General features: G+C 73.2%; 19 protein-coding genes and 3 tRNA genes. 13 read left to right on the forward strand and 9 right to left on the reverse strand.

What is annotated here, in order from left to right; all coding sequences use genetic code 11:
* Positions 1-3 precede the first annotated feature (3 nt).
* The 4 genes from CCE02nite_RS15975 to CCE02nite_RS15990 all read left to right on the forward strand — a co-directional run bounded on the left by CCE02nite_RS15975 (position 4) and on the right by CCE02nite_RS15990 (position 2046).
* On the forward strand, positions 4-453 hold the full coding sequence (locus tag CCE02nite_RS15975) for a roadblock/LC7 domain-containing protein (RefSeq protein WP_024839165.1): 450 nt from the start codon (positions 4-6) through the stop codon (positions 451-453).
* 34 nt (positions 454-487) lie between these two features.
* Entirely contained in the window at positions 488-874 is a 387-nt protein-coding gene (locus CCE02nite_RS15980; protein ID WP_031317001.1) for a DUF742 domain-containing protein, read from the forward strand.
* 448 nt (positions 875-1322) lie between these two features.
* Positions 1323-1859, forward strand: a complete 537-nt coding sequence (locus CCE02nite_RS15985) for a GTP-binding protein (RefSeq protein WP_141390656.1) — start codon at positions 1323-1325, stop codon at positions 1857-1859.
* Between the two features lie 102 nt (positions 1860-1961).
* Positions 1962-2046 (forward strand) — tRNA-Ser (locus CCE02nite_RS15990).
* A 43-nt stretch (positions 2047-2089) separates the two neighbouring features.
* Here CCE02nite_RS15990 and CCE02nite_RS15995 read toward each other — a convergent pair.
* Positions 2090-2650 carry a hypothetical protein gene (locus CCE02nite_RS15995; RefSeq protein WP_141390623.1) on the reverse strand — a complete coding sequence of 187 codons (561 nt, stop codon included), beginning with the start codon at positions 2648-2650 and terminating at the stop codon, positions 2090-2092.
* A 95-nt stretch (positions 2651-2745) separates the two neighbouring features.
* Between CCE02nite_RS15995 and CCE02nite_RS16000 the strand changes: the two genes are divergently transcribed.
* Positions 2746-4023, forward strand: a complete 1278-nt coding sequence (locus tag CCE02nite_RS16000) for a threonine/serine exporter family protein (protein WP_141390624.1) — start codon at positions 2746-2748, stop codon at positions 4021-4023.
* A 98-nt stretch (positions 4024-4121) separates the two neighbouring features.
* Positions 4122-4210 (forward strand) — tRNA-Ser (locus tag CCE02nite_RS16005).
* A 111-nt stretch (positions 4211-4321) separates the two neighbouring features.
* On the opposite strand, the gene CCE02nite_RS16010 is transcribed toward CCE02nite_RS16005, so the two are convergent.
* Both CCE02nite_RS16010 and CCE02nite_RS16015 read right to left on the reverse strand, forming a co-directional pair.
* Complete coding sequence (locus tag CCE02nite_RS16010; RefSeq protein ID WP_141390625.1) at positions 4322-5695, reverse strand: ABC transporter permease family protein; 1374 nt, start codon at positions 5693-5695, stop codon at positions 4322-4324.
* The gene (locus CCE02nite_RS16015; protein WP_141390626.1) at positions 5692-6459 is read right to left on the reverse strand and encodes an ABC transporter ATP-binding protein; all 768 of its coding nucleotides are present in this window, start codon (positions 6457-6459) and stop codon (positions 5692-5694) included. The genes CCE02nite_RS16010 and CCE02nite_RS16015 overlap by 4 nt, the downstream gene beginning before the upstream one ends.
* 230 nt (positions 6460-6689) lie before the next feature.
* Here CCE02nite_RS16015 and CCE02nite_RS16020 point away from each other — a divergent pair.
* The 6 genes from CCE02nite_RS16020 to CCE02nite_RS16045 all read left to right on the forward strand — a co-directional run bounded on the left by CCE02nite_RS16020 (position 6690) and on the right by CCE02nite_RS16045 (position 11333).
* A tRNA-Arg gene (locus tag CCE02nite_RS16020) sits at positions 6690-6762 on the forward strand.
* A 309-nt stretch (positions 6763-7071) separates the two neighbouring features.
* Positions 7072-7638: a diaminobutyrate acetyltransferase gene (gene ectA / locus CCE02nite_RS16025; protein WP_141390627.1), complete on the forward strand. Its 567-nt coding sequence runs from the start codon at positions 7072-7074 to the stop codon at positions 7636-7638.
* Positions 7639-7756: 118 nt separating this feature from the next.
* Positions 7757-9055: a diaminobutyrate--2-oxoglutarate transaminase gene (ectB, locus tag CCE02nite_RS16030; RefSeq protein WP_371861933.1), complete on the forward strand. Its 1299-nt coding sequence runs from the start codon at positions 7757-7759 to the stop codon at positions 9053-9055.
* 82 nt (positions 9056-9137) lie between these two features.
* Positions 9138-9539 (forward strand): ectoine synthase, encoded by a 402-nt coding sequence (locus tag CCE02nite_RS16035; RefSeq protein WP_141390628.1) that lies wholly within the window; start codon positions 9138-9140, stop codon positions 9537-9539.
* Between the two features lie 115 nt (positions 9540-9654).
* A complete protein-coding gene (locus CCE02nite_RS16040; protein WP_141390629.1) occupies positions 9655-10263 on the forward strand; it encodes a TetR/AcrR family transcriptional regulator in 609 nt (202 codons plus the stop codon).
* A gap of 38 nt (positions 10264-10301) precedes the next feature.
* Positions 10302-11333 carry an alpha/beta fold hydrolase gene (locus CCE02nite_RS16045; protein ID WP_170227343.1) on the forward strand — a complete coding sequence of 344 codons (1032 nt, stop codon included), beginning with the start codon at positions 10302-10304 and terminating at the stop codon, positions 11331-11333.
* 42 nt (positions 11334-11375) lie between these two features.
* Here CCE02nite_RS16045 and CCE02nite_RS16050 read toward each other — a convergent pair whose 3' ends face one another.
* A complete protein-coding gene (locus CCE02nite_RS16050; RefSeq protein ID WP_141390631.1) occupies positions 11376-11822 on the reverse strand; it encodes a hypothetical protein in 447 nt (148 codons plus the stop codon).
* A gap of 117 nt (positions 11823-11939) precedes the next feature.
* Between CCE02nite_RS16050 and CCE02nite_RS16055 the strand changes: the two genes are divergently transcribed.
* Positions 11940-12563, forward strand: a complete 624-nt coding sequence (locus tag CCE02nite_RS16055) for a GyrI-like domain-containing protein (RefSeq protein WP_141390632.1) — start codon at positions 11940-11942, stop codon at positions 12561-12563.
* A gap of 78 nt (positions 12564-12641) precedes the next feature.
* On the opposite strand, the gene CCE02nite_RS16060 is transcribed toward CCE02nite_RS16055, so the two are convergent.
* The 5 genes from CCE02nite_RS16060 to CCE02nite_RS16080 form a co-directional block, all read right to left on the reverse strand.
* On the reverse strand, positions 12642-13355 hold the full coding sequence (locus CCE02nite_RS16060) for an anaerobic ribonucleoside-triphosphate reductase activating protein (RefSeq protein ID WP_141390633.1): 714 nt from the start codon (positions 13353-13355) through the stop codon (positions 12642-12644).
* Positions 13356-13566: 211 nt separating this feature from the next.
* Entirely contained in the window at positions 13567-17550 is a 3984-nt protein-coding gene (locus CCE02nite_RS16065) for a discoidin domain-containing protein (RefSeq protein WP_141390634.1), read from the reverse strand.
* Between the two features lie 372 nt (positions 17551-17922).
* Positions 17923-18825, reverse strand: coding sequence for a carbohydrate ABC transporter permease (locus CCE02nite_RS16070; protein WP_141390635.1), 903 nt, complete (start codon positions 18823-18825; stop codon positions 17923-17925).
* Entirely contained in the window at positions 18822-19724 is a 903-nt protein-coding gene (locus CCE02nite_RS16075; protein WP_141390636.1) for a carbohydrate ABC transporter permease, read from the reverse strand. Before CCE02nite_RS16075 ends, CCE02nite_RS16070 begins: the two co-directional genes overlap by 4 nt.
* Positions 19725-19854: 130 nt before the next feature.
* A complete protein-coding gene (locus CCE02nite_RS16080) occupies positions 19855-21153 on the reverse strand; it encodes an ABC transporter substrate-binding protein (protein ID WP_141390637.1) in 1299 nt (432 codons plus the stop codon).
* Positions 21154-21398: the final 245 nt, after the last annotated feature.

Consider the following 21398-nt stretch of genomic DNA (forward strand, 5'->3'; position numbering starts at 1 on the left):
AGAGTGAACGCGCTCAGCACCGAGGCAACCAACTTCGGGTGGCTGCTCGACAACTTCGTGCGGACGGTCCCGGGCAGCCGGCACACGCTCGTGGTGTCGGCGGACGGCCTGCTCATGGCGATGTCGGACCAGCTCGACCGGACGAGCGGTGACCAGCTCGCGGCGATCGTGTCCGGCATGTCGAGCCTGACCCGTGGGGCGGCCCGGCAGCTCAACGGAGGGAACGTCCGCCAGGCCATCATCGAGATGGACAACGGGTTCCTGTTCCTGATGAACGTCTCGAACGGGTCCGTCCTGGGAGTCGTGGCGGAGGCCAACTGCGACATCGGCCTCATCGGCTACGAGATGGCGCTCCTGGTCTCCCGCACCGAGGCGACACTGACGCCGCAGCTCATCTCGGAGATGCGGGGTAGCCTTCCCGTCGACGGCGCGACGCGAGCCCCGGTGGGATGAGGACTGATCGATGACGAACGTACCTTTCGGCAGCATGGGAGCACACGACGGGTACGAGGCGGCGACGGTCCGCCCGTACGCGGTCACGGGTGGTCGTGTGCGCTCCGCCACGTCCGACCTCCCGCTCGAGGCGCTCGTCGAGGTCATGCCGGGCGCCGTGAACAGCTTCGGGCTCCCGCCCGAGAAGCGCTCCATCCTCCAGCACGCCGCGCACACGTACGTCTCGATCGCCGAGCTCTCCGCGCTCCTGCGCCTCCCGCTCGGTGTGACGAAGGTGCTCGTCGCGGACCTCCAGGAGGACAACTACATCACCGTCCACACGTCGACCCCGCTCAACGTCCACACGGGCCACGGCAGCAACCACTCGGGTCTGTCCCTGAGCGTCTTGGAGAGTGTTCTCAATGGCATTTCCACCCTCTGACGGCTCGGGCAGCGCGCCGCAGGCAGGGCAGCCGTCCGGGGTGATCGGGGGTGTGCCCGGTGGCCAGTCGGCGGTCCGTCAGACGGCGTGGGCACCGGTGAGCGCGCCGGTCGGCGTGCCCACCCAGGCTCCGGCGGCGGCCGTCCCGGCCCGCCCCGCCGCCCCGGCGGCACCTGCGGCACAGCCGGTGCCGACCGTCTCGGCTCCCGCTCCGACGGCGGCGGCCCCGGTCGCTCAGGCAGGCGCTCAGCCGCGCACCGCGCCGCAGCCCGCCGCCCCGGCACAACCGACCGCCCCGGCCCAGCCCGTCGCCGCCGCGCAGCCCGCCGCCCCGGCGCAGCCCGCCCCCTCCGTGGCGCCGGCGCAGCCGGCCGCTGCGGCGCAGGCCCCGGCCGCGCAGCCCGCAGCAGCCACGTCGGCCGCACGGACGGCGCCGACGGTCGTCAAGATCGTCGTCGCCGGCGGGTTCGCCGTCGGCAAGACGACGTTCATCGGGTCGATCTCCGACGTCGAGCCGCTCAACACCGAGGCTGCGATGACGGAGCACTCGGTCGGCGTCGACGACGCGGGCGGCGTCTCCGACCGCAAGACGACGACCACCGTCGCGATGGACTTCGGCCGCGTGTCGCTCCCGGGCAACCTGTGGCTGTACCTGTTCGGCACGCCGGGCCAGGACCGCTTCCTCTTCATGTGGGACGACCTGGTCCGCGGTGCGATCGGCGCCGTCGTGCTCGTGGACACCGACCGCCTCGAGCAGTGCTTCCCGGCGATCGACTACTTCGAGTCGCGCAACATCCCGTTCGTCGTGGGCGTGAACTGCTTCGACGGCGTGGCCAAGCACAAGCTCGAGGACGTGCGCGAGGCGCTGCAGATCCCCACGCACGTGCCCATGCTCTACACGGACGCCCGCTCGCGGGCGGCGACCAAGCAGACGCTCATCGCGCTCGTCCAGCTCGCGATGCGCCAGCTCCGCGGGGCCGCCTGACGGCCCGTCGCCACTCGGCACGACCGCACGACGGCGGGTCGCCCTCCATGGGGTGACCCGCCGTCGTCGTGCACCGGCACGGCATGCCACAATGGCTCGCCGGGAGGGCTGACAGAGCGGCCTAATGTGACGGTCTTGAAAACCGTTGTGCGGCAACGCACCGGGGGTTCGAATCCCTCGCCCTCCGCTTCCGACGCGGGGCACCGGAGACCGGGCCCCGCGTCGTGCCGTCAGTCCTCGTCCACGTCGAGCACGGCGAGCGTCCGGTCCGCCGAGGTGCCGACGACCGCGAGATCGAACGTGTAGGGGCTGACCGACGACCACCCGCGGATCTCGTCGACCGGACCGTCGTCCGGGCAGAGGACGACGTTGGTGGACCACCGCGCGTCCGACGGCATCTGCCCGACGAGAAGTGCGGCGGCCGCTGCCGCCTTGGCGACGGGCATGCGCACGTCGTGGTAGGCGAGGTGCCGGTGGAACGCTCGCACGAGGACACGCTCGGCGTGGGACCGGGTGCACGGCTCGAGGGCGTGAGCTCCTGGGCGCTCGCCGGGGTCGGGCGGATGCTCCGGCGGCCCCCAGTCGAGGAAGGCGCGGCGCAGAAGCTCGTCGAGGACGTCCGTCTGCTCGCGAGAGCGGTCGTCGACGACGACGTAGGGCAGGTCGGCCTCCTTGCCCGCGACGAACGGGTCGAGGGCCCGGCGGAGGCCGGACGGCCCTACCCGCCAGCGCACCGGTGCTGGCCCGGGTGCTGCGTCTGTCACGCCCGTGTCGCGCGCCTCTTCGACCATGGCCGGACGATATCGCGGCGGTCGCGGCCCGCGGGCCCCGCGCGGAGGGACCTTCGGCGAGTGCCGGGCGGAGAGGCGTACGGGATCATGGCCTCGTGACCCCTGAGCCCTCCCCGGCCGACGAGGCCGGTCTCGAGCCCGTCGACCTCATCCGCCGGTCGGGCACCGTGCTGCGGATCGGCCGCCTCGCGCTCTCCGCGGGTACGGGCAGCTACCGCGTGAAGTCGCACATGACCCGCGCGGCGAGGGCGCTGGGGCTCGACCACATCGCCGCCCACGTGACGCTCACGGAGATCACGGCGACGTCGTACCGGGGCCCGATCTTCCGCACCGAGCTCACCGAGGTCCGGTCCATCGGGATCAACGCCGACCGCCTGGCGCAGCTCGAGCGGTTCTCCGCGGCCCTGCCGGCGGGTGCGGACCTCGACGCCGTCGACGCCGAGCTCGACCGCATCGCGCGCCGACCGCCGCTGTACGGCGCTCTCCTCAACGCCCTGTGGGCGGGGATCGCGTGCGCGGCCTTCGCGTTCCTCAACAACGGCGGCCCGGTCGAGTGCGGCGCGGTGCTCGTCGCCGCGGCGCTGGGCCAGGGCGTGCGGCGCGCGATGCTGCACCGCGGGATCAACCAGTTCGGCGTGACGATGCTCGCGGCGGCGGTCGCGAGCCTCGCCTACCTCGTCCTCGTCCTGGCGCTGTCGGCGCTCGCGGGCGTCGACGGCGGGCACGAGGCCGGGTACGTCTCCGCGGTGCTCTTCCTCGTGCCCGGGTTCGCCCTCGTCACGGGCGCGCTCGACCTCGCGAAGCTCGACTTCTCCGCCGGGGTCGCCCGGGTGACGTACGCGCTCATGATCCTCGCCTCGGCCGCGCTGGCCGTGTGGGGGGTGTCGGCCGCGGCGGGGCTCGCCCCGGACCCGGTGCCGCCGCCCGGTCTCGCGGAGCCGCTGTTCCTCGGCCTGCGGAGCGTCGCGAGCTTCCTCGGGGTGCTCGGGTTCGCCCTGATGTTCAACAGCCCGTGGGCCATGGCGCTCGGTGCCGCGTCGATCGGGATGGTCGCGAACGTCGGGCGGCTGCTCCTCGTGGACGCCGACGTCGTGCCCCAGGCGGCCGCGGCGGCGGCCGCGCTGCTCGTGGGCCTGCTCGCGGCCACGGTCGCCCCGGCGCTGCGCGTCCCGCGCATCACGGTGTCGGTCCCGGCGGTCGTCATCATGGTCCCGGGGGTCACGGCGTACCGCGCGGTCTACGAGTTCAACACCGGCGCGACGGCGCAGGCGCTCGCCTACGCCGTCGAGGCCGGGCTGGTGATCGTCGCGCTCGCGATCGGTCTCGCCGTGGCCCGCATGCTCACGGACCGCGAGTGGACGTTCGAGCGCTAGGCACGGACGGCGGCGCGACGCCGTCGGGCCCGGCGGTTTGGTCTCGCGGCGGCGCCCTTGTACCCTGGGCGACGCAGGCCCTCCCGTCGAGCCTGCGAGGAGACGTCGCATAGTCAGGTCTAGTGCGCCACCCTGCTAAGGTGGTAACGGAGCAATCCGTTCGAGGGTTCAAATCCCTCCGTCTCCGCTCAGGAAGGTCCCGGTGCTCAGCGCCCGGGGCCTTTTCTGTTGCCCGGCGGGGCGCTGTCAGCGCCCCACGGGTCCGGAGACCCGCGGGGTGCTGACTCGTACGGGGTGGCTACGCGCTCCCCGTGGTCGCGAGCGCGGACCGCACGACGAACCGCGACGCCCCCGCACCGGCCAGCACGAGGGCTGACGCCGCCGCGACGCACAGCAGGAACTGCACGACGACCTCGACGTTCGCGAACGCGTTGAGACCGATCACCGGGACCATGAACAGCAGCGCAGCGAACGTCGAGACACCCACGCTCACGACGAGCGGGACGAGCGTCTCGCGGAAGCGCGCCTGGTCGAGCGTGCGCAGGTCCGTGCCGGACAGCACGAGCGTGCGGTACTCGTTGCGCTGGTCGATGACGCGGCCCGCCTGCATGACGCCCGTCGAGACGGCGGCGAGCACGCCCGCGATGGCGAGGGTGAGGAACCCGCCGGTCTTCATGTCGGTGAGGTACTGCACCTCGTCCGGGTCGGCGCCCAGGCCGGGGTCGAGGAGCGCGAAGATGCTCGTCAGTCCCGCGATGAACGTCGCGAGCGCGACGCCGCCGACGGAGCGCCACGCCGTCTTCGGGTTGTCCACGATCCGCCGCCCGGCGAGCAGCGTCGGCACGCGCCGTGCGCTCCCGGCCGTCATCTTGCCCACGAGCCAGATGACGAACGGACCCACGACGTTCACCGTCGCGAAGCCGACCAGCAGGATGACGGTGAGGACGGTGAGGACGACCGCCACGGACCCGAAGGACAGGTTGGTCGCGATGATCAGCGCGACGAACGCGACGCCCATCGACAGCAGCCGGACGGCCTTGAGCCCGGGCGGCGTGACGCGGGCCGCGACCCCGAGCGGGGTGATCGCGACGCGGCGCAGGCTGACGAGCGCGGAGACGAGTGCGATCGCGACGACGAGCACGACCGCGCCGAGCAGCGCGGGCACCCCCACCCAGAGCTCGCCGATCGCGAAGGTGCGTCCCTGGAAGCGGAGCTGCGCGACGAGGGGCAGCAGCGCGCCGTAGCCGAGCAGGCCGGCGAGCGCGCCGATCACGGCCTGCGCGGCGGCGTCGAGGGCGGTGAGAGTGGTGACCTGGCCCGTCGTCGCCCCCGCGAGGCGCAGAGCCGCGAGGCGGGCGTCGCGGCGCGCGACGGCGAGGCGCGCGGCCGCCGCGCCGAGCGTCACGAGCGGGATGAGCAGCAGGAGCGACGCGACGCCCGCGAGGAGCGGGTACTGCGTGGCGTACGGCGTGATGGCCGAGTCCATGCCCTCGCGCATGCCGTCGATGCCCCCGGCGCGCTCGAGGAACGCGTGGAAGCCACCCATGACGACGAGCAGGATCGCCGTCGTCACGCCGAAGGCGATGATCGCGAGGACGTTCGTCAGGCCCTGCGGGTCGCGCTCGTCGGCGCTGCGGCGGCGCAGGAGCCACCAGAGGTCGACGGTCCTCATCGCGCGCTCTCCTGGCTCGGCGCGCTCGGGGTCGCGGGCTGGGCCCCGGGGGCGAAGAACTCGCCGGAGATGCGGCCGTCGCGCATCGTCACGGTGCGGGTGCAGTGGCGCGCGACGCCCGCGTCGTGCGTGACGACGACGAGCGCGGCGCCCGAGTCGCGGGTGGCGCGCGTGAGCACGTCGAGCACCTCGGCACCGGTCGACTGGTCGAGCGCGCCGGTGGGCTCGTCGGCGAAGACGACGCCGGGCGACCCGACGAGAGCGCGCGCGATCGCGACGCGCTGGGCCTGACCGCCGGAGAGCTCGCCCGGGCGGCGCTGCTCCATCCCGGCGAGGCCGAGGTGCGCGAGCCACCGCGCAGCGACGGCCGTGGCCTCCGTGCGTGCCGTGCCCGCGAGCATGAGCGGCAGGGCGGCGTTCTCGACCGCGGGCAGCTCGGGCAGGAGCTGGCCGGACTGGAAGACGAAGCCGAAGTCCTCGCGCCGCAGGACCGTGCGACGCGCCTCGGAGAGCGTCGTCACGTCCTCGCCGCGCCACGACACCGAGCCGGACGTCGGGGTGATGATGCCCGCGAGGACGTGCAGGAGCGTCGTCTTGCCGGACCCGGACGGGCCCATGATCGCGAGCGACTCGCCCGGGTGGACCGTGAGGTTCACGCCCGCGAGGGCGTGCGTCGCGGTCTGGGCGGAGCCGTAGACCTTGGTGAGCGCGCTCGCGACGAGGGGCGAGCCGCCGGGGGCGGGGGAGGGGCCGGTGAACGTCATGGATCGATCGTCCGACGGTGGCCGGTCCTGCCGCGTCGGGCTGGGGACGGGACGTCGGGAAGCTCGCGTCCGACCCAGGGGGGACCGCCCGAGGCGTCAGGTGCGGCGAGGGTCGGACGGCGTGGCGTCCGTCACCCCGGCCCGTCCAGGGCCGGATCGGTTTGGGTTCGGGGCGGGGACACGGTAGTGTTCTCGACGGCCGGTGAGCGATCAGCGGCCAAGCAGGACCGGCGCCCGTAGCTCAACGGATAGAGCATCTGACTACGGATCAGAAGGTTGGGGGTTCGAATCCCTTCGGGCGCACAGCAGAAGCCCCGGAACCACGTGTGGTTCCGGGGCTTCGTCGTTCCTGAGCAGAGCTCATCCGCCGCGCCGACCCGACCCTTGGACGGTGCGGGCACGTCGGCGCGGCCGCCGACGGGATCCGCCGGTGCCACCTTCCCCGGTATCTCACCCACAGAGACGTGGGGCGCGGGTGCGCCGACTGCTGACCAGAACCGGCCTTCCGCATGATCCTGCGGCTCTTGTGGGTGATCTGACGCCCGATCGAGCCGTCGAACAGTCATGCAAGGGTGCAATATCACCGGGAGAAGGCCTAGGGTCGTCAACGGTATGGACACGACGACGAACGCCGCGCCCACCGACCCTTCGACCTCGAACGCCGCCGACGCGCCGTGGGCCCCGCCCCGCGCCGGGGTGCGACGGACCGCCGTACGCCGTCCCGCACCGGACGACGGCGCGGCCATGTGGCGTGTCGCGCGTGACTCCGGCGAGCTCGACCTGAACTCGTCGTACGCGTACCTTCTCCTCGCCCAGCACTTCGCCGACACGTGCCGCGTCGCCGTCGTCGAGGGAGAGGTGGTCGGGTTCGTCTCTGGCTACCTGCTCCCCGATGATCCGTCCCGCCTGTTCGTCTGGCAGGTCGCCGTGGCCGAGGAGCATCGCGGGCAGGGCGTCGCAGGTCAGCTCCTCGACTCGGTCGTCGACGCGTCACCCGGTCTGGTCTCCGTGATCACGACCGTCGCTCAGGAGAACGTCGCCTCGCGCGCGCTGTTCGTGCGTTGGGCCGCCCGGCGAGGAGCGACGATCACGACGCGACCGCTGTTCACCGCGGACCAGTTCCCCGACGCGCACGTCGACGAGCCGATGCTCGTCATCGAGGGCGTGCACGCACGCTGAGCCCCTGGCCGGCGGGAGCCGGCGCAGGACGTGGGCTACGCCGGTCCGGCGCACGGGTGACGCCGTAGCCCCTCGCACTCTCACGCACCCGAGCGCACCACCCCAAGGAGAGTCCTTCGTGACGATCTCGACCGTCCCTGCCTCCGAGGCGTACGCCGCCGACGACCCGACGGGCTTCACGGCCCTGGAGTCCGGCGTGCGCAGCTACTCGCGCGCCTGGCCCGCCGTGTTCGACCGTGCGGTCGGCGCGACCGTCCGTGCCGAGGACGGCACCGAGTACCTCGACTTCTTCGCCGGGGCCGGGTCGTTGAACTACGGGCACAACGAGCCACGGCTCAAGCAGGTGCTCCTCGACTACCTGGCCGACGACCGCATGGTCCACTCGCTCGACATGCTCACCACGGCGCGCCGGGACTTCCTCGAGACGTTCCACGACCGGATCCTGCGTCCGCGCGGCCTCGACCACAAGGTCGTGTTCCCCGGCCCGGGCGGCGCGAACGCCGTGGAGGCGGCACTGAAGCTCGCCCGCAAGGTCACGGGGCGTGAGTCGGTCATCACCTTCACCAACGCGTTCCACGGGATGACGCTGGGCGCGCTGTCCGTCACGGGCAGCTCGATGAAGCGAGGGGGCGCGGGGGTCCCGCTCGTGCACGCGACGCCGATGCCGTACGACGACTACTTCGACGGCGACGTCCCGGACTTCGTGTACCTGGAGCGGCTGCTCGCGGACGGCGGCAGCGGGCTCAACGAGCCCGCCGCGGTCATCGTCGAGACGGTCCAGGGGGAGGGCGGCATCAACGCGGCGCGCGCGGAGTGGCTGCGCGGGCTGGCCGACCTGTGCTCCCGGCACGGGATCCTCCTCATCGTCGACGACATCCAGATGGGCTGCGGGCGCACGGGCGGGTTCTTCTCGTTCGAGGACGCCGGCATCGTCCCGGACATCGTCTGCCTGTCCAAGTCGATCTCGGGCTACGGCCTGCCGATGGCGCTCACGCTCATCCGCCCGGAGCTCGACGTGTGGGAGCCGGGGGAGCACAACGGCACGTTCCGGGGGTTCGCGCCGGCGTTCGCGACGGCGGCGGAGGCGATCCGCGCGTACTGGTCGGACGACGCGCTCGAGCGCTCGACGCTCGCCAAGGGCGCCCTGGTGGAGGCGCACCTGAACTCGGTCGTCGCGCGCTACCCCGACCACGGGCTCGTCTCGAAGGGCCGCGGCCTCGCGCGCGGCGTGCAGCTGCCCGACGGCGACCTGGCCGGCACGGTGTGCGCGGAGGCCTTCGCGCGCGGCCTGCTCGTGGAGACGTCCGGTCCGTCGGGCGAGGTGGTCAAGCTCCTTCCGCCGCTGACCCTCACGGATGCCGAGCTGCGTCGCGGGCTCGCCGTGCTGGACGACGCGCTGGCCGCCGTCCTGCGCTGAGACGCTCCGTGCCGGGCCCGTCGTGGCGCCCGGTGCCGGAGCGCCGACCGACCTGGCTCGAACCCGACCTGGAGGAACACCCATGATCGTCCGCACGCTCGACGAGATCACCGGCACCGAGGCCGACGTCCGCAGCGAGAACTGGCGCAGCAGGCGCATCGTGCTCGCGAAGGAGGGCGTCGGGTTCTCGGTGCACGAGACCACGCTGTACGCCGGTACCGAGAGCACGTTCTGGTACGCCAACCACGTCGAGGCCGTGTTCGTCACGTCCGGCGAGGGGGAGATCGAGGACCTCGGCACCGGCGCGGTGCACCCGCTCGCCCCGGGCACGCTGTACCTGCTGAACGACCACGACAAGCACGTCGTCCGGCCGCGGACGGAGATCCGGTGCGTGTGCGTCTTCAACCCGCCCGTGACGGGGCGCGAGGTCCATGACGAGAACGGCGTGTATCCCCTCGTCACGGAGTCGCCCGCGCCCGCCTGAGCGGCGGTGGGAGCGCCGTGACCCCGGGCCCGTGTCGGCCCGACCCAGGCTCGGGGTCGCGGTCCGCCCGGTCGCGCACGGAAGGTTTTCAGCACGACCGTGCTACGGTCGGGATGTGACCAAGGGCGACGAGACGCGGCAGGCGATCTTGCACCGTGGCGTGGAGGCCGCGTACCGCGTCGGGCTGACCGGGCTCACCATCGGCGAGCTCGCGTCGGCCACGGGCATGTCGAAGTCCGGCCTGTACGCGCACTTCCGCTCCAAGGAGTCGCTCCAGCTCGCGGTGCTCGGCCAGGCGCGCGCCGAGTTCATCGACACGGTGGTCGCGCCCGCGCTGCGCACCCCGCGCGGCGAGCCGCGGATGCGGGCGCTGTTCGAGGGGTGGCTCGCGTGCGACCTGCGCCAGGACCCCGGCGGGTGCCTGTTCGTCAAGGCGGCGACCGAGCTCTCCGCGCAGCAGGGTCCCGTCCGGGACCAGCTCGTCCGTGACCACCGCGACCTCTGCGACGCCGTGGCGCAGGTCTTCCGCACGTGCGTCGCGGAGGGTGGCTTCCGTGCCGACGTCGACCCGGAGCAGTTCGCCTCCGACCTCTACGGCGTCATGCTCGGGGTGAACCACGCGCACGTCTTCATGGCCGACCCGCTCGCCGAGGAGCGCGCCCGGCGTGCGTTCGAGGCCCTGCTCGACGCGGCGCGCACGCCGGCGCCGGTCCCTGTCCGCTGACCGCATCCGTCTGCACCACCGACCGAGAGGAACCTTCCGTGGGCGTCTCAGGCTCGAAGAAAAGCACGACCGTTCGTGCTGACCGCCGTCGTGCGGCACGGCGGCGCAGGGCCGCTCTCCAGCTCGCGCTCGTCCGCACGCGCCTCGCCGCACTCCAGGCGGTCTCGCCGCGCCGTGCCGCGAGCCTCGCGCTCGACCTGTGGTGCACCCCGCCCGACGGAGCCGGGCGACGCCGGGACGACCGCACGATCCCTGGCAGGCTCACCACGGTGACGACCGACGCCGGGGCACGCGTCGTCGTCGAGACGTGGGCCGCGGCCGGAGGCGGCGGCGAAGAACGGGCGCGCCATGACGGTGGCCCGACGGCGAGCGGCTCGCGCGCCGGGGCCGGCGTCGTCTACCTGACCCACGGGTGGGGCGGGTGGCGCGGGCAGCTCGGCGCGTTCGTCGAGCCCCTGCGGGCCGCCGGCTACCGCGTCGTCGCCTTCGACGCGCCGAGCCACGGCGACGCGGGGCCCGGCCGGCTCGGCCCGCGGCGCAGCACGATGCCCGAGCTCGCGGACGCCCTCGCCGCGGTGGTCCGCGAGCACGGCGACGCGACGGCGGTCGTCGCGCACTCGCTCGGCACCGCGACGACCGTCCTCGCCGTCCGTGACGGGCTGCCCGTGGAGCGGCTCGTGCTCGTCGCGGCGATCGCGGACGTGCTGGGCGAGCTCGACGGGTTCGCCGACCTGCTCGGGCTCTCACGCCCGACCCGTGAGCTGCTCCGGGGTCTGCTCTCCGACGTCGCCGGTCGGCCGCTGGCCGAGCTGGACGTGCGCGAGACCCTGCGGACCCACCCGGTCCCGCCTGCGCTCGTCGTGCACGACCGAGCGGACAAGGAGGTCCCGTACCCGGTCGGCGCAGCGCTCGCCGCGGCCTGGCCCGAGGGCGAGCTGCTCACGACCCAGGGGCTCGGCCACCACCGCCTGCTGCGCGACCCCGAGGTCGTGCGCGCCGTCGTGGACTACGTGACGCCGGTGCGCCCCGCCGAGCCCGTCGAGCACGACCTCGCGCGCCGCGGGGCCTGAGCGGTGCGTCCTCCGAGCGTCCGGGACGAGGACGACCTCGCGTCAGGGGGGCGGCAGGTACCCGGTGGCCCGCGTGAGGGCGCGGGCCCGGTTCGAGCGGGAGAGCATCACGCAGCCAGGGATGAACGCGCCGAGCAGCACGGGCCCGCCGACGAGCATGACGCCCCAGACGACGATCGCCAGGTAGCCCGCCGCGGAGTTCCGCGACGGGTCGCTGTCGGCGTACGCGAGCAGGACGATGCTGAGGACCGCCGCCGCGACCATGAGCGCGACCGGCACCCAGATGAGCGCCCACGCCGTCGTCCGGTACCGGCGTGTGAACGCCGCCGGCGGGAGGGGCGGCAACGGGGGGTAGCCCGCGTGCGGCGATCCGGGCGGCGGGGACCCCTGGTGCGGGTGTCCGGGCGGGGGCGTGCCCGGAGCGGGACGCCCGGGCGGGTACGCGGCGCGGGGGTCCCGCTGCGGGTACGGGGGCGGCGAGGCGGTCACACCGTGTGGATACCAGCCGCCGGACGGGGGCGCCAGCGCCGTCCACGCCGGGGTGGCCGCGCGGCGGGTCGGACGGGCGGGCGGGCCGTCGTCGGGGGCGGCGGGTAGCGTCGGGCCATGCCCTCGGACAAGGTGGACCTCAAGGCGCGGTACCGCGAGCTGTACGCCCCGCCGCGGGGCCGGTTCGTCGAGGTGGACGTCCCGACTCTCGCCTACCTCGCGGTCGACGGCGAGGGCGACCCGAACACCTCGCCCGCCTACGCGGCGGCGGTCGAGGCGCTCTTCTCCGTCTCGTACGCGGTGAAGTTCGCGAGCAAGCGGGAGGGTCGCGACTACGTCGTCGGGCCGCTGGAGGGCCTGTGGACGGCCGAGGACCCGGGCACGTTCGTGCGGCGCGAGAAGGACGCGTGGCGCTGGACGCTGCTGGTGCTCCAGCCGGACTGGGTGGACGAGGACCTCGTCGTCGCGGCCACGGAGACGGTCCGCGCGAAGAAGGACGCCCCGGCCGCGCTCGACCTCGTGCGACGCACGAGCCTCACCGAGGGCCGGTCCGTGCAGACCCTGCACGTCGGCTCGTACGACGACGAGGGCCCGGTGCTCGCGGAGCTGCACGACGTCTACCTGCCCGAGCACGGGCTGACGTTCGCCGGGCCGCACCACGAGATCTACCTGAGCGACGTGCGGCGCACGGACCCGGCGAGGCTGCGCACCGTGCTGCGCCAGCCCGTCCGCCCGGCCTGACGCTCGACGCGACGCCCCCCGACGCCCCCCCGCGACGCCCCCGACGCCCCCCCCGACGACCCGCCGACGACGCGGCCGTCACGCGGCCGAGCGGCGGCGTGCCCAGGCGAGGTCCGTGTCGTCGAGCACGTCGGCGAGGCGGCGGCCCGCGAGCGTGCGGGTCCACGCGGCGGCTGCGCCGTCGGGCACGGCCTCCTGGAGCACCCACTCACGCACCCCGAGGCGACGCAGGTGCGTGCCGAGCGCGAGGAGCTCGGTGCGCGAGTGCACGCTCGGGTCGACCGTGGTGCGCACCTCGTGGTCGACGCCGGAGCGCAGCAGCACGGTCAGCGCCTCGAACGCGCGACGCCCGGACGGGATCGTCCCGGTGACGACGGGGTAGCGCGACGGCAGGTGCTTGATGTCGAGGCCCACCCAGTCCACGAACGGCAGGAGCCGCGCGAGCCGCGCGGGCCAGGGGCCGGCGGTGTGCAGCCCGACGCCGAGGCCGAGGCCGCGCACGTCGTCGATCGCGCCGAGCAGGCCGGGGTGGAGCGTCGGCTCGCCGCCGGAGAACACGACGCCGTCGAGCAGCCGACGGCGGGGGGCGAGGAACGCGACGACCTCGGACCACGGGACGGCGTCACCGGGCGGCGGCGACCCGTGGGCGGCGACCGCGCACAGGCCCGGGTGGTGGCAGTACCCGCAGTGCCACGGGCAGCCCTGCGTGAGGACCGTGGCGACCCGCCGCCCGGGCCAGTCCGTGACGGACAACCGGTTCACTCCGGCGACCACGAGGCCGGGGCGGGTCATCGGCGGCTCCTTCCGACGCACGACTGCCCGGTAGTCCGGCGGGTCGGGTCGCCCGCCGCGCTGCCAGGACCTCGAACGTAGCGCCGCCACCCGGTGCGCCGGACCGGTCGAAGGTCCCGACCTGCGGGCACGCGCCGCCCCGACGCGCCGAACCCGGGGCCGCTCCCCGATCCGGAGGTGGATCGGGGAGCGACCCCGGGTTCGGGGTGCGTCAGCCGCAGGTCGGCGAACCGTGCTCCGGTGTCGCGACGGTCTCGCGCTCGTCGGCGTCGTCGGCCGGCGCGACGGTGACCTCCACCGCGCCGTCGACGTCGCCGCGCACGGCGAACGACTGGTACGCGTTCTTGCCGGGCGCCACGGACGGGAAGCTCTTCGAGCCCCACGGCGTGGCGACCTCGACGTCGAGGCGCGCGTCGTCGTCGTTCACGACCCGCACCGCGACGTACGGCTTGCCGCCGAGGCACCGGACCTCGGCGGTCGCGGTGACGGCGACCGCCGCCGGCGACTCCGGGTCCGCCGCGCCGGGCGCGAGCACCCGGAGCGCGGTGAGTCCCGGGTCGCCGTCGGCCCACGCCGTGCTCAGCGCGACGTACCGGGCCGTGCGGTCGACGGCGAGCGTGCCGCGGACGTCACCGGCGCCGATCGTGCCGACGTCGGTGAAGGTCAGGCCGTCGTCGCTCACGGACACGACCGACTCCGGCGCACCGCCGCGCTCCCACGCGGCGACGACGGTGCCGATCTCGCGCGGCGCGCCCAGGTCGGTGACCATGCGGCCGTCCGTCCCGGGGACCCACGCGGTCGTGGCGTCGCCGTCCACCGCGAGGGCGGGCGACGTCATGCCCTCGGGCAGCACCGACGCGGGGAACGTGAGCGTGCTCAGCGCGCGGTCCGCGACCGGGAACGGCGTCGCGTCCCGGAAGGTGACGCGCGTGCCCGACGGCGCCGCCCCGACCGTGCGGGTCGCGCCCGTCTCGGCGTGGCGCAGCTCGACCGGCGTCCCGTCGCCGCTCACGCGGAACGAGCGGGCGTCCGCGACGGCGACCGTCACCCCCGCAGGAGTCTGCCCGGCGGGCGTGGCGACCGTCGCGCGCGGCGCGAGGACGACCGCGTCTCCCGCGGGGACCGTGACGTCGAGCGTCGAGGCGTCCGCCCCGACCGTCTGCGTGCCGGCGTAGACGGGGACTGCGCCACCCTCGTGCGGGACGGTGAGCGTCGTCGCGACGTCCGCGCCCGTGAGGTTGAACGCCACGACGTACCCGTCGACGGCGCTCACGAGCACCGCGGGGTCCTCGGCCGTCGGCACGCGCGCCCCGGCCTGGGCGGCGGTCGCCGCGGCGTCGCCCGGGACCATCTCGACGAGCCGGGGACCGGTCGCGCCGTCCGTGAGCCGGACGACGTGGCGCGTGTCGGTCGCGCGCGACACGGTCACCGGCGCGTCCGAGCCGCGCACGACGAACCCGGCCTCGCCCTCGACGTTGAGCCAGTCGCCCTCGCTGCGCAGCACCTCGTCGCCCGTGTACCGGAACGACGCGGCGTCGTGCCACGTCTGCCCGTCGAGCGACGTCTGCACGCGGTACTCCTGACCCGCGGCGACCTCCCAGCCGAGCTGGACCTGGCTCACCGCGGTAGGTGCGCCGAGGTCGACCTGGACCCAGGAGTCGGGCTTGGTGCGGTCCGCGACCGACACGGCCCAGCGGGTCGTGGCGGAACCGTCGGTGACGGCGCTCGCGGGGTTCGACCCGTTGGCGCTCGACGCGGTGGCCGGCTTGCCCGCAGCGACGTCCGTGCCCGCCGGGGAGAACGCGCGCAGGTGGTAGAGCGAGTAGCCGTATGCCGCGTCGCCGCGCACGCCCTGCATGCGGACGTAGCGGGTGGTGACCGGCGCGGGCTCGTCCGCGCCCTCGGGCGTGAGGTCCACGGTGTCGAGGCGCGCGACGTTCACGTCCGCCGGGGCCTTGCCGTACGCGGTCGCCGTGGTCCAGGTCTGGCCGTCGGTCGACGTCTGGACGAGGTAGCGCGCGCCCGCGCTCGCCTCCCACGCGAACCGGACGCCGCCCACGGTGGTCTCCTCGCCGAGGTCGACCTGGATCCACGAGTCGGGGCGCGTGCGCTCGCCGACCGCGACGGCCCAGCGGGTCGACGGGTTGCCGTCCGTGACGCGCGCGGCCTGGCGGCCGCCCGCGACGTCCTGGCTCGACGCCGTCGCGACCTTGCCGGCCGCGAGGTCGGTCGCCGACCCCTCGTCCGCGCCGTACGCGTGGAACGCGAACATCGAGTAGCCGTACTGCGGGTGGCCCTGCTGGCCGAGGAGCCGCACGTACCGGGCAGTGACCGGCGCGAACGACAGGTCGTCGACGCGCGCGGCCTTCGCGTCCGCGGGGTCGGCCGGACGCGTCACGGGGAGCGTCGCGGTGGTCTCGCCCTCGGCGGTCGTGTAGGTGCGCGAGCCGTCGAGCCCGGAGTACCCGTTCATGTCGAGGTTGCGGACGGACAGGCTCGCGTCCTCCGTGCCGGCGCCCGTCGACGCGTAGACGGCCGCACCGGTCGGGAGCGTGACCTGGCCCGCGTAGCCGCTACCGACCCGGAACACCGACGACGTGCCCTCGAACCCGTCGCGCGGCTCCGTGTACGTCGACACGTGCCGCTCGTCGACGGTCGCGCCGGTCGTGGGGTAGAGGTACGGGGTCGAGCCCGAGACGTGGAACAGCCACGAGTCGTGCGACGGGACCCACGGGAACTTGACGAACCCCTTGCGGCTCGAGGCCGCGGCCCAGGCGTCGGCGGACTGCTGGACCGTCAGCCCCGGCCCGGCGCCGAAGTCGCGTACACCGGCGAGACGCTCGAAGAACTCGTCCTGCGGCGTCGGCTCGACGGGACCCTCGGGGGACTCGGCGGCCTCGACGTGCAGGAGGTAGGAGATGGCGATCTCCGCGCGCGCCTCGGGCTCGTACTTGGGCTCGCCCGAGAACTTCGCGAGCCGGTAGACCGGGGCGTAGGACTGGTAGTCCGCGAGCGCCGCGGCGAGGTTCGCCTCGGTGCGCGCGGCGTCGGGGTCGCGCAGGACCTGGCCGAGGAACGCCATGGGGATGGCGTCGCGGCCGTAGAGGAACTCGCGGTCGGCGACCATCGGCATGAACGGCTCGCCCGCGTCGGACATGACGAGCTTGATCGACTCCCACAGCTCCGCCGAGTTGGGCTGGTGCGTGAGGATCTCCGGCAGCGGCTCGTCGCGGAGCAGGAAGTGGATCGCGTTGCGGCCGCCCGAGCGCCAGATGTCGGACTGGTAGTGCGGACCGAACGACCCGTGGTTCTCCACGAGGTAGGTGTCGTGGATGGTCTGCATGGTGTTCGTCGACACGGGCTTGCCCGCGACGACGGCCGGGTTGTTCCGGTCGGCCGTCGGCTGGCCCGCCGCGTTGCGGCCCCAGTCGGCGAGCTGCTCGGCCCAGCGCGCCGCGTCGGGGGCGTCGGGTGCCCAGGCGAGCCCGGGGGCGAGCGCCTGCGTGTAGACGCCGGCCTCCTCCTGCGCGGTGTCGCCCTCGTGCTTGCCCGTCGGCCAGTCGGCGGTCCAGGAGCCCGAGAGCGGGTCCTTGCCGAAGTCGAGGTCGGCGGTGTACTTGGACTGCCCCGTCGCGATGGTCGTGAGGTTCGTCTGCGTCGTCGCGTCGAGCTCGTCCCAGAGCAGGGTCCCGGCCGCGAGGAAGTACGACTGGAACGTCGAGTCCCAGAACAGCTTCTTGCCCCACGTGCCCGCCGGGTCGACGAACCGGTTGGTGGCCGCGTAGTGCCGGATCGTGGCGAGCGTGTGCGCGCGGAGCGTCTCCTCGGAGACGCCCGCGAGCTCGGCGTCGTACTCGCCGTGGGTCAGGAGCACGGCGTTGCCCAGCACGACGGCAAAGTTGAAGTCCTTGAGCTGGTACACCCCGGCGGACTCGTCCCAGACGGACTCGACCCAGCGGGTGTGGCGCAGCAGCGCGCCGTAGTAGTCGGCGGCCGTCGCGTCGGGGGCGCCGAACGCGGGAGCGGCGTCGCCCACGGCGGTGGCCGACCCGGAGACGGGCGACGCGGTGGACGACGGCGCGCCCTGCGCGACCGCGGGCGCGAGCAGGAGGGCCCCGGCGGTGGCGAGCGCGACGGCGGCGGACGCACGGCGTCGTGCGCGCCGCCCGGGCGGTGGGGCGGGTGGTCGGGTCATGGGGGCCTCCGGGCGTCGTCGAGCGGCAACGGTGCTGGTGCTCGGGCGGGTGGTGCGGGAGCTCGCGCGGGGAGCGCCGGTCCAGGGTCGGACGGCCGGCGCCCCCGCGCGGGTCGGGGGTGCTGTCAGGCGGGGTGGGGGGTGTTCACGCGGTGCGTCCTCTCGGGGTGGTGCGACGTCGCACACCGTGGCACGAGGCCACCTGACAGCGCTGTCGAAATGGAGTATAGGCCGCGATCTCCCGGGAGTGAAGGGAGCGGTGCGGACTTCGCCCGGTCGGTCGTCGTGCGGCGGGCGGTGGGACGAGGCGGGGGCGGGCGGGGCCCGGTACCACCAGGTCCCGCCCGCCCCGCGTGCTGGGCTCGGGTGAGGTCAGCCCTTGACCGAGCCGGACATGAGGCCCCCGACGAAGTACTTGCCGAGGACGATGTACACGAGCAGCGTCGGCAGCGAGGCGAAGAGCGCGCCGGCCATGGAGACGCCGTAGTTCTGCAGGAGTGCGCCGTTCGCGAGGTTGTTCAGCGCGAGCGTCACGGGGCCGTTCTGGCTGGACGAGAAGAACACGGCGAAGAGGAAGTCGTTCCACGCCGACGTGAACTGCCAGATGAGCACGACCACGAAGCTCGGGATCGAGATCGGCAGGATGATCGACCAGTACGTGCGGAACATCCCGGCGCCGTCGACGCGCGCGGCCTCGATGAGCTCGTGCGGCACCGTCATGTAGTAGTTGCGGAAGATGAGCGTCGTGATCGGGATGCCGTACACGACGTGCAGCAGGATCAGCGACGGCACGCCGCTCGGGATGCCCAGGTCGAGGACGAGCTGGTTGAGCGGGATCATCACGGCCTGGTACGGGATGAACATCCCGAAGAGGATGAGCGTGAAGACGAGGTTCGAGCCCTTGAACGACCAGCGCGAGAGCACGAAGCCGTTGAGAGACCCGAGGAACGCCGCGATGATCGCGGACGGGATGACCATCTGCAGCGTGCGCAGGATGGCGGGCGACAGCGCCGTCCACGCCGTCTGCCAGTTCTCCAGGGTCCAGATCTCGGGGAGCGACCACGCGCGCGCCGGGGACGCGTCGCCCGTCCCCTTGAAGCTCGTCACCAGGAGCACGTACACCGGGATGAGCACGATGACGACGAAGAAGATCAGCGCCGCGTACTTGAGGGTGCGGCCGACGGAGAAACGCTCGCGCGGTCGACGGCGCGTGGCCTCGCGCGGGGTGCCGATGACGTCAGGAGTGGGGACGGCCGGCGTCGAGGTGGTCGTCATCGCTTCTCCTGGCGGTTGGTGCGGATCAGGTAGGGCACGATGACGACGGCCACGATGATCAGCAGGATCGAGCCGACCGCCGCCGCGTTGGCGTAGTCGAAGCTCGACTTGAAGACGTACATGTCGACGGCGGGAACCTTGGTCTGGTAGTTCGCCGGCTTCGAGATCGACATGATGAGGTCGAAGGACTTCAGCGACATGTGGCCGATGATGATGAGCGCCGAGAGCGCGACCGGCGACAGCTGCGGGAAGAGCACGTGCCGGTAGAGCTTCCACTCGCTCGCGCCGTCCATGCGGGCTGCCTCGCGCAGCTCGTCGGGGATCCCGCGGAACCCGGCGAGGAACAGCGCCATGACGTAGCCGGAGAGCTGCCAGATCGCGGGGATCGCGATGGCCGTGATGCCCCACGTGACGTTGTTCCACCAGTTGTTCTGCAGGAAGTCGAGCCCGATGATCTGGAACAGCCGGTTGAGGCCGCTCGCCTGCGCGTCCTGGTTCGAGTTGAGGAGCCAGCGCCACACGACCCCGGAGGCGACGAACGACACGGCGAAGGGGAACAGGTAGACGGAGCGGAAGAACCCCTCGCCCTTGACCGGCTTGTCCATCATCCACGCCCACAGGAAGCCCATGACGAGGGTGCCGGCGAGGAAGACGACGGTGTAGAGGACGAGGTTCTTCAGCGAGTGCTGGAACGCCTCGCTGCCGAGCAGGTCGGTGTAGTTCTCGAACCAGACGACGACGGACGGCTTCTGGCCCGTGGCCTGCGCGGCGGTGTGGTTGTCCGTGATCGACGTCTGGAAGTTCGCGCCGATGAGGCCGTAGACGAAGACGCCGACGAGGATCAGCGAAGGGGCGAGCATCAGCAGCGCGGGGCCGGCTCGCCGCAGGGACTTGAGCATGGTGGGTCTTCCCGGTCGTGGGGCGTGGGACGGCGCTCGGCGTCGTCCCGGGGAGGGGTCCGGTCGCGCGGGGCCGCCGCGCGCCGTCGGGTGACTCCCGACGACGCGCGGCGGATCCGGTGGACGGGTGTCAGCCCTCGGTGGCGGTCACGAGCTCGGACTGGAAGGTCGCGAGGTCGGAGCCGCCGGACGTGAACTTGCTCGTCGCGTCGGAGATCGCGTTGAGCGTCGCGACCGGCGCCGCGGCACCGTGCGCGAGCGAGGACACGATCGTGTCCTGGCCGAACGACTCGATCGCGGTCTGCTGGTACTCGGAGAACTCCGAGGCGTCGGCGTCGGTGCGGGCCGGGATGGAGCCCTTCGCCTTGTTGAACGCGACCTGGCCCTCGAGCGAGCCGACGGTCTCGAGCCACGCCTTGGCGCCGTCGGGGTGCGGCGCACCCACCGGGAGGGTGAACGAGTCGGCGAGGAAGTCGAACACGCCGTCGGTGCCCGGGACAGGGGTGGCGGTGAAGTCGGTACCGAGCGCCTTGCCCTGCTCCTCGAACGCCGCGACGGCCCAGTCGCCCATGACGTTGAATGCGGCGGTGCCGTCGATCACCATCTGGGTCGCCTCGGGCCAGTCGAGCCCGTCGCGGTCGGTGTTGGTGTAGCTCATGAGCTTCTCGAAGTCCTCGAGAGCCGCGGTCACCTCGGCGCCGGACCAGTCGGTCGAGCCGTCCCACAGGCCGTTGTACGCCTCCGCGCCGAGGTCGGCGAGGAGCACGGTCTCGAGCAGGTGGACCTGGGTCCACGTCGTCGCGACCGACAGCGGCGTGACGCCCGCGGCCTTGAGCTTGTCGAGGTCCGCCATCCACGCGTCGAGGTCCGCGTACTCGGCCGCCGGGTCGATGCCGTTGGCCTCGAGGACCGTCGGGTTGGCCCACACGACGTTCGCGCGGTGGATGTTCGACGGGATCGAGTAGATCGCGCCGTCGTCGGACTTGAGGCGGTCGACGAGGTCGGCCGGGAAGACGTCCGTGAGGCCGAACTCGTCGTACAGCGACGAGACGTCCTCGATCTGCGCGGCGTCGATGTAGTCCTGGAGCTCCGCGCCGGCGTGCGCCTGGAACGTGTCCGGCGGGTCCTGCGCCTGGAGGCGGGACTGGAGGAGGTCCTTCGCGGCCGAGCCGGCGCCGCCGGCGACCGCGCCGTTGATGAACTCCACGTCGGGGTGCTGCTCGTTGAACACGCCGACCAGCGCGTCCAGACCCGCCTTCTCCGAGCCCGCGGCCCACCAGGTGAAGACCTCGACCTCGTCGCCGCCCCCCGAAGCGCCCCCGTCGCCGGTTCCCCCGTCACCGGAACCACCGCCGCTGCACGCGGCGAGTGCGAGACCCACGAGGGCGGCCGTCGCCACCGTCGCGCTCGTCCTGCGATCGATTCGCATCGTGATATCCCTACGCCTTCTTCGGTCGTGGGGGACCGGTGGACGACCACGTCGCACCGGCCGGGCGCACCGGCGCGCCCTCGAACCCGCTGCCCATACAACGACCCGTCCGTCTTGATGTCAAGAAATGAACGCAAGCGTCGCCGAATCGTGATCTTCGCGTCAGGTTCTGCACGCAACCAGAGGTTCGGTCGAGTCTGACCCAGGGTGACAGCGCTGTCCAGTTCGTTCAGGAGATCGGCTCA

It is taken from the genome of Cellulosimicrobium cellulans, from assembly GCF_006539945.1.
In the GTDB taxonomy this organism is placed as follows: Bacteria; Actinomycetota; Actinomycetes; order Actinomycetales; family Cellulomonadaceae; genus Cellulosimicrobium; species Cellulosimicrobium cellulans.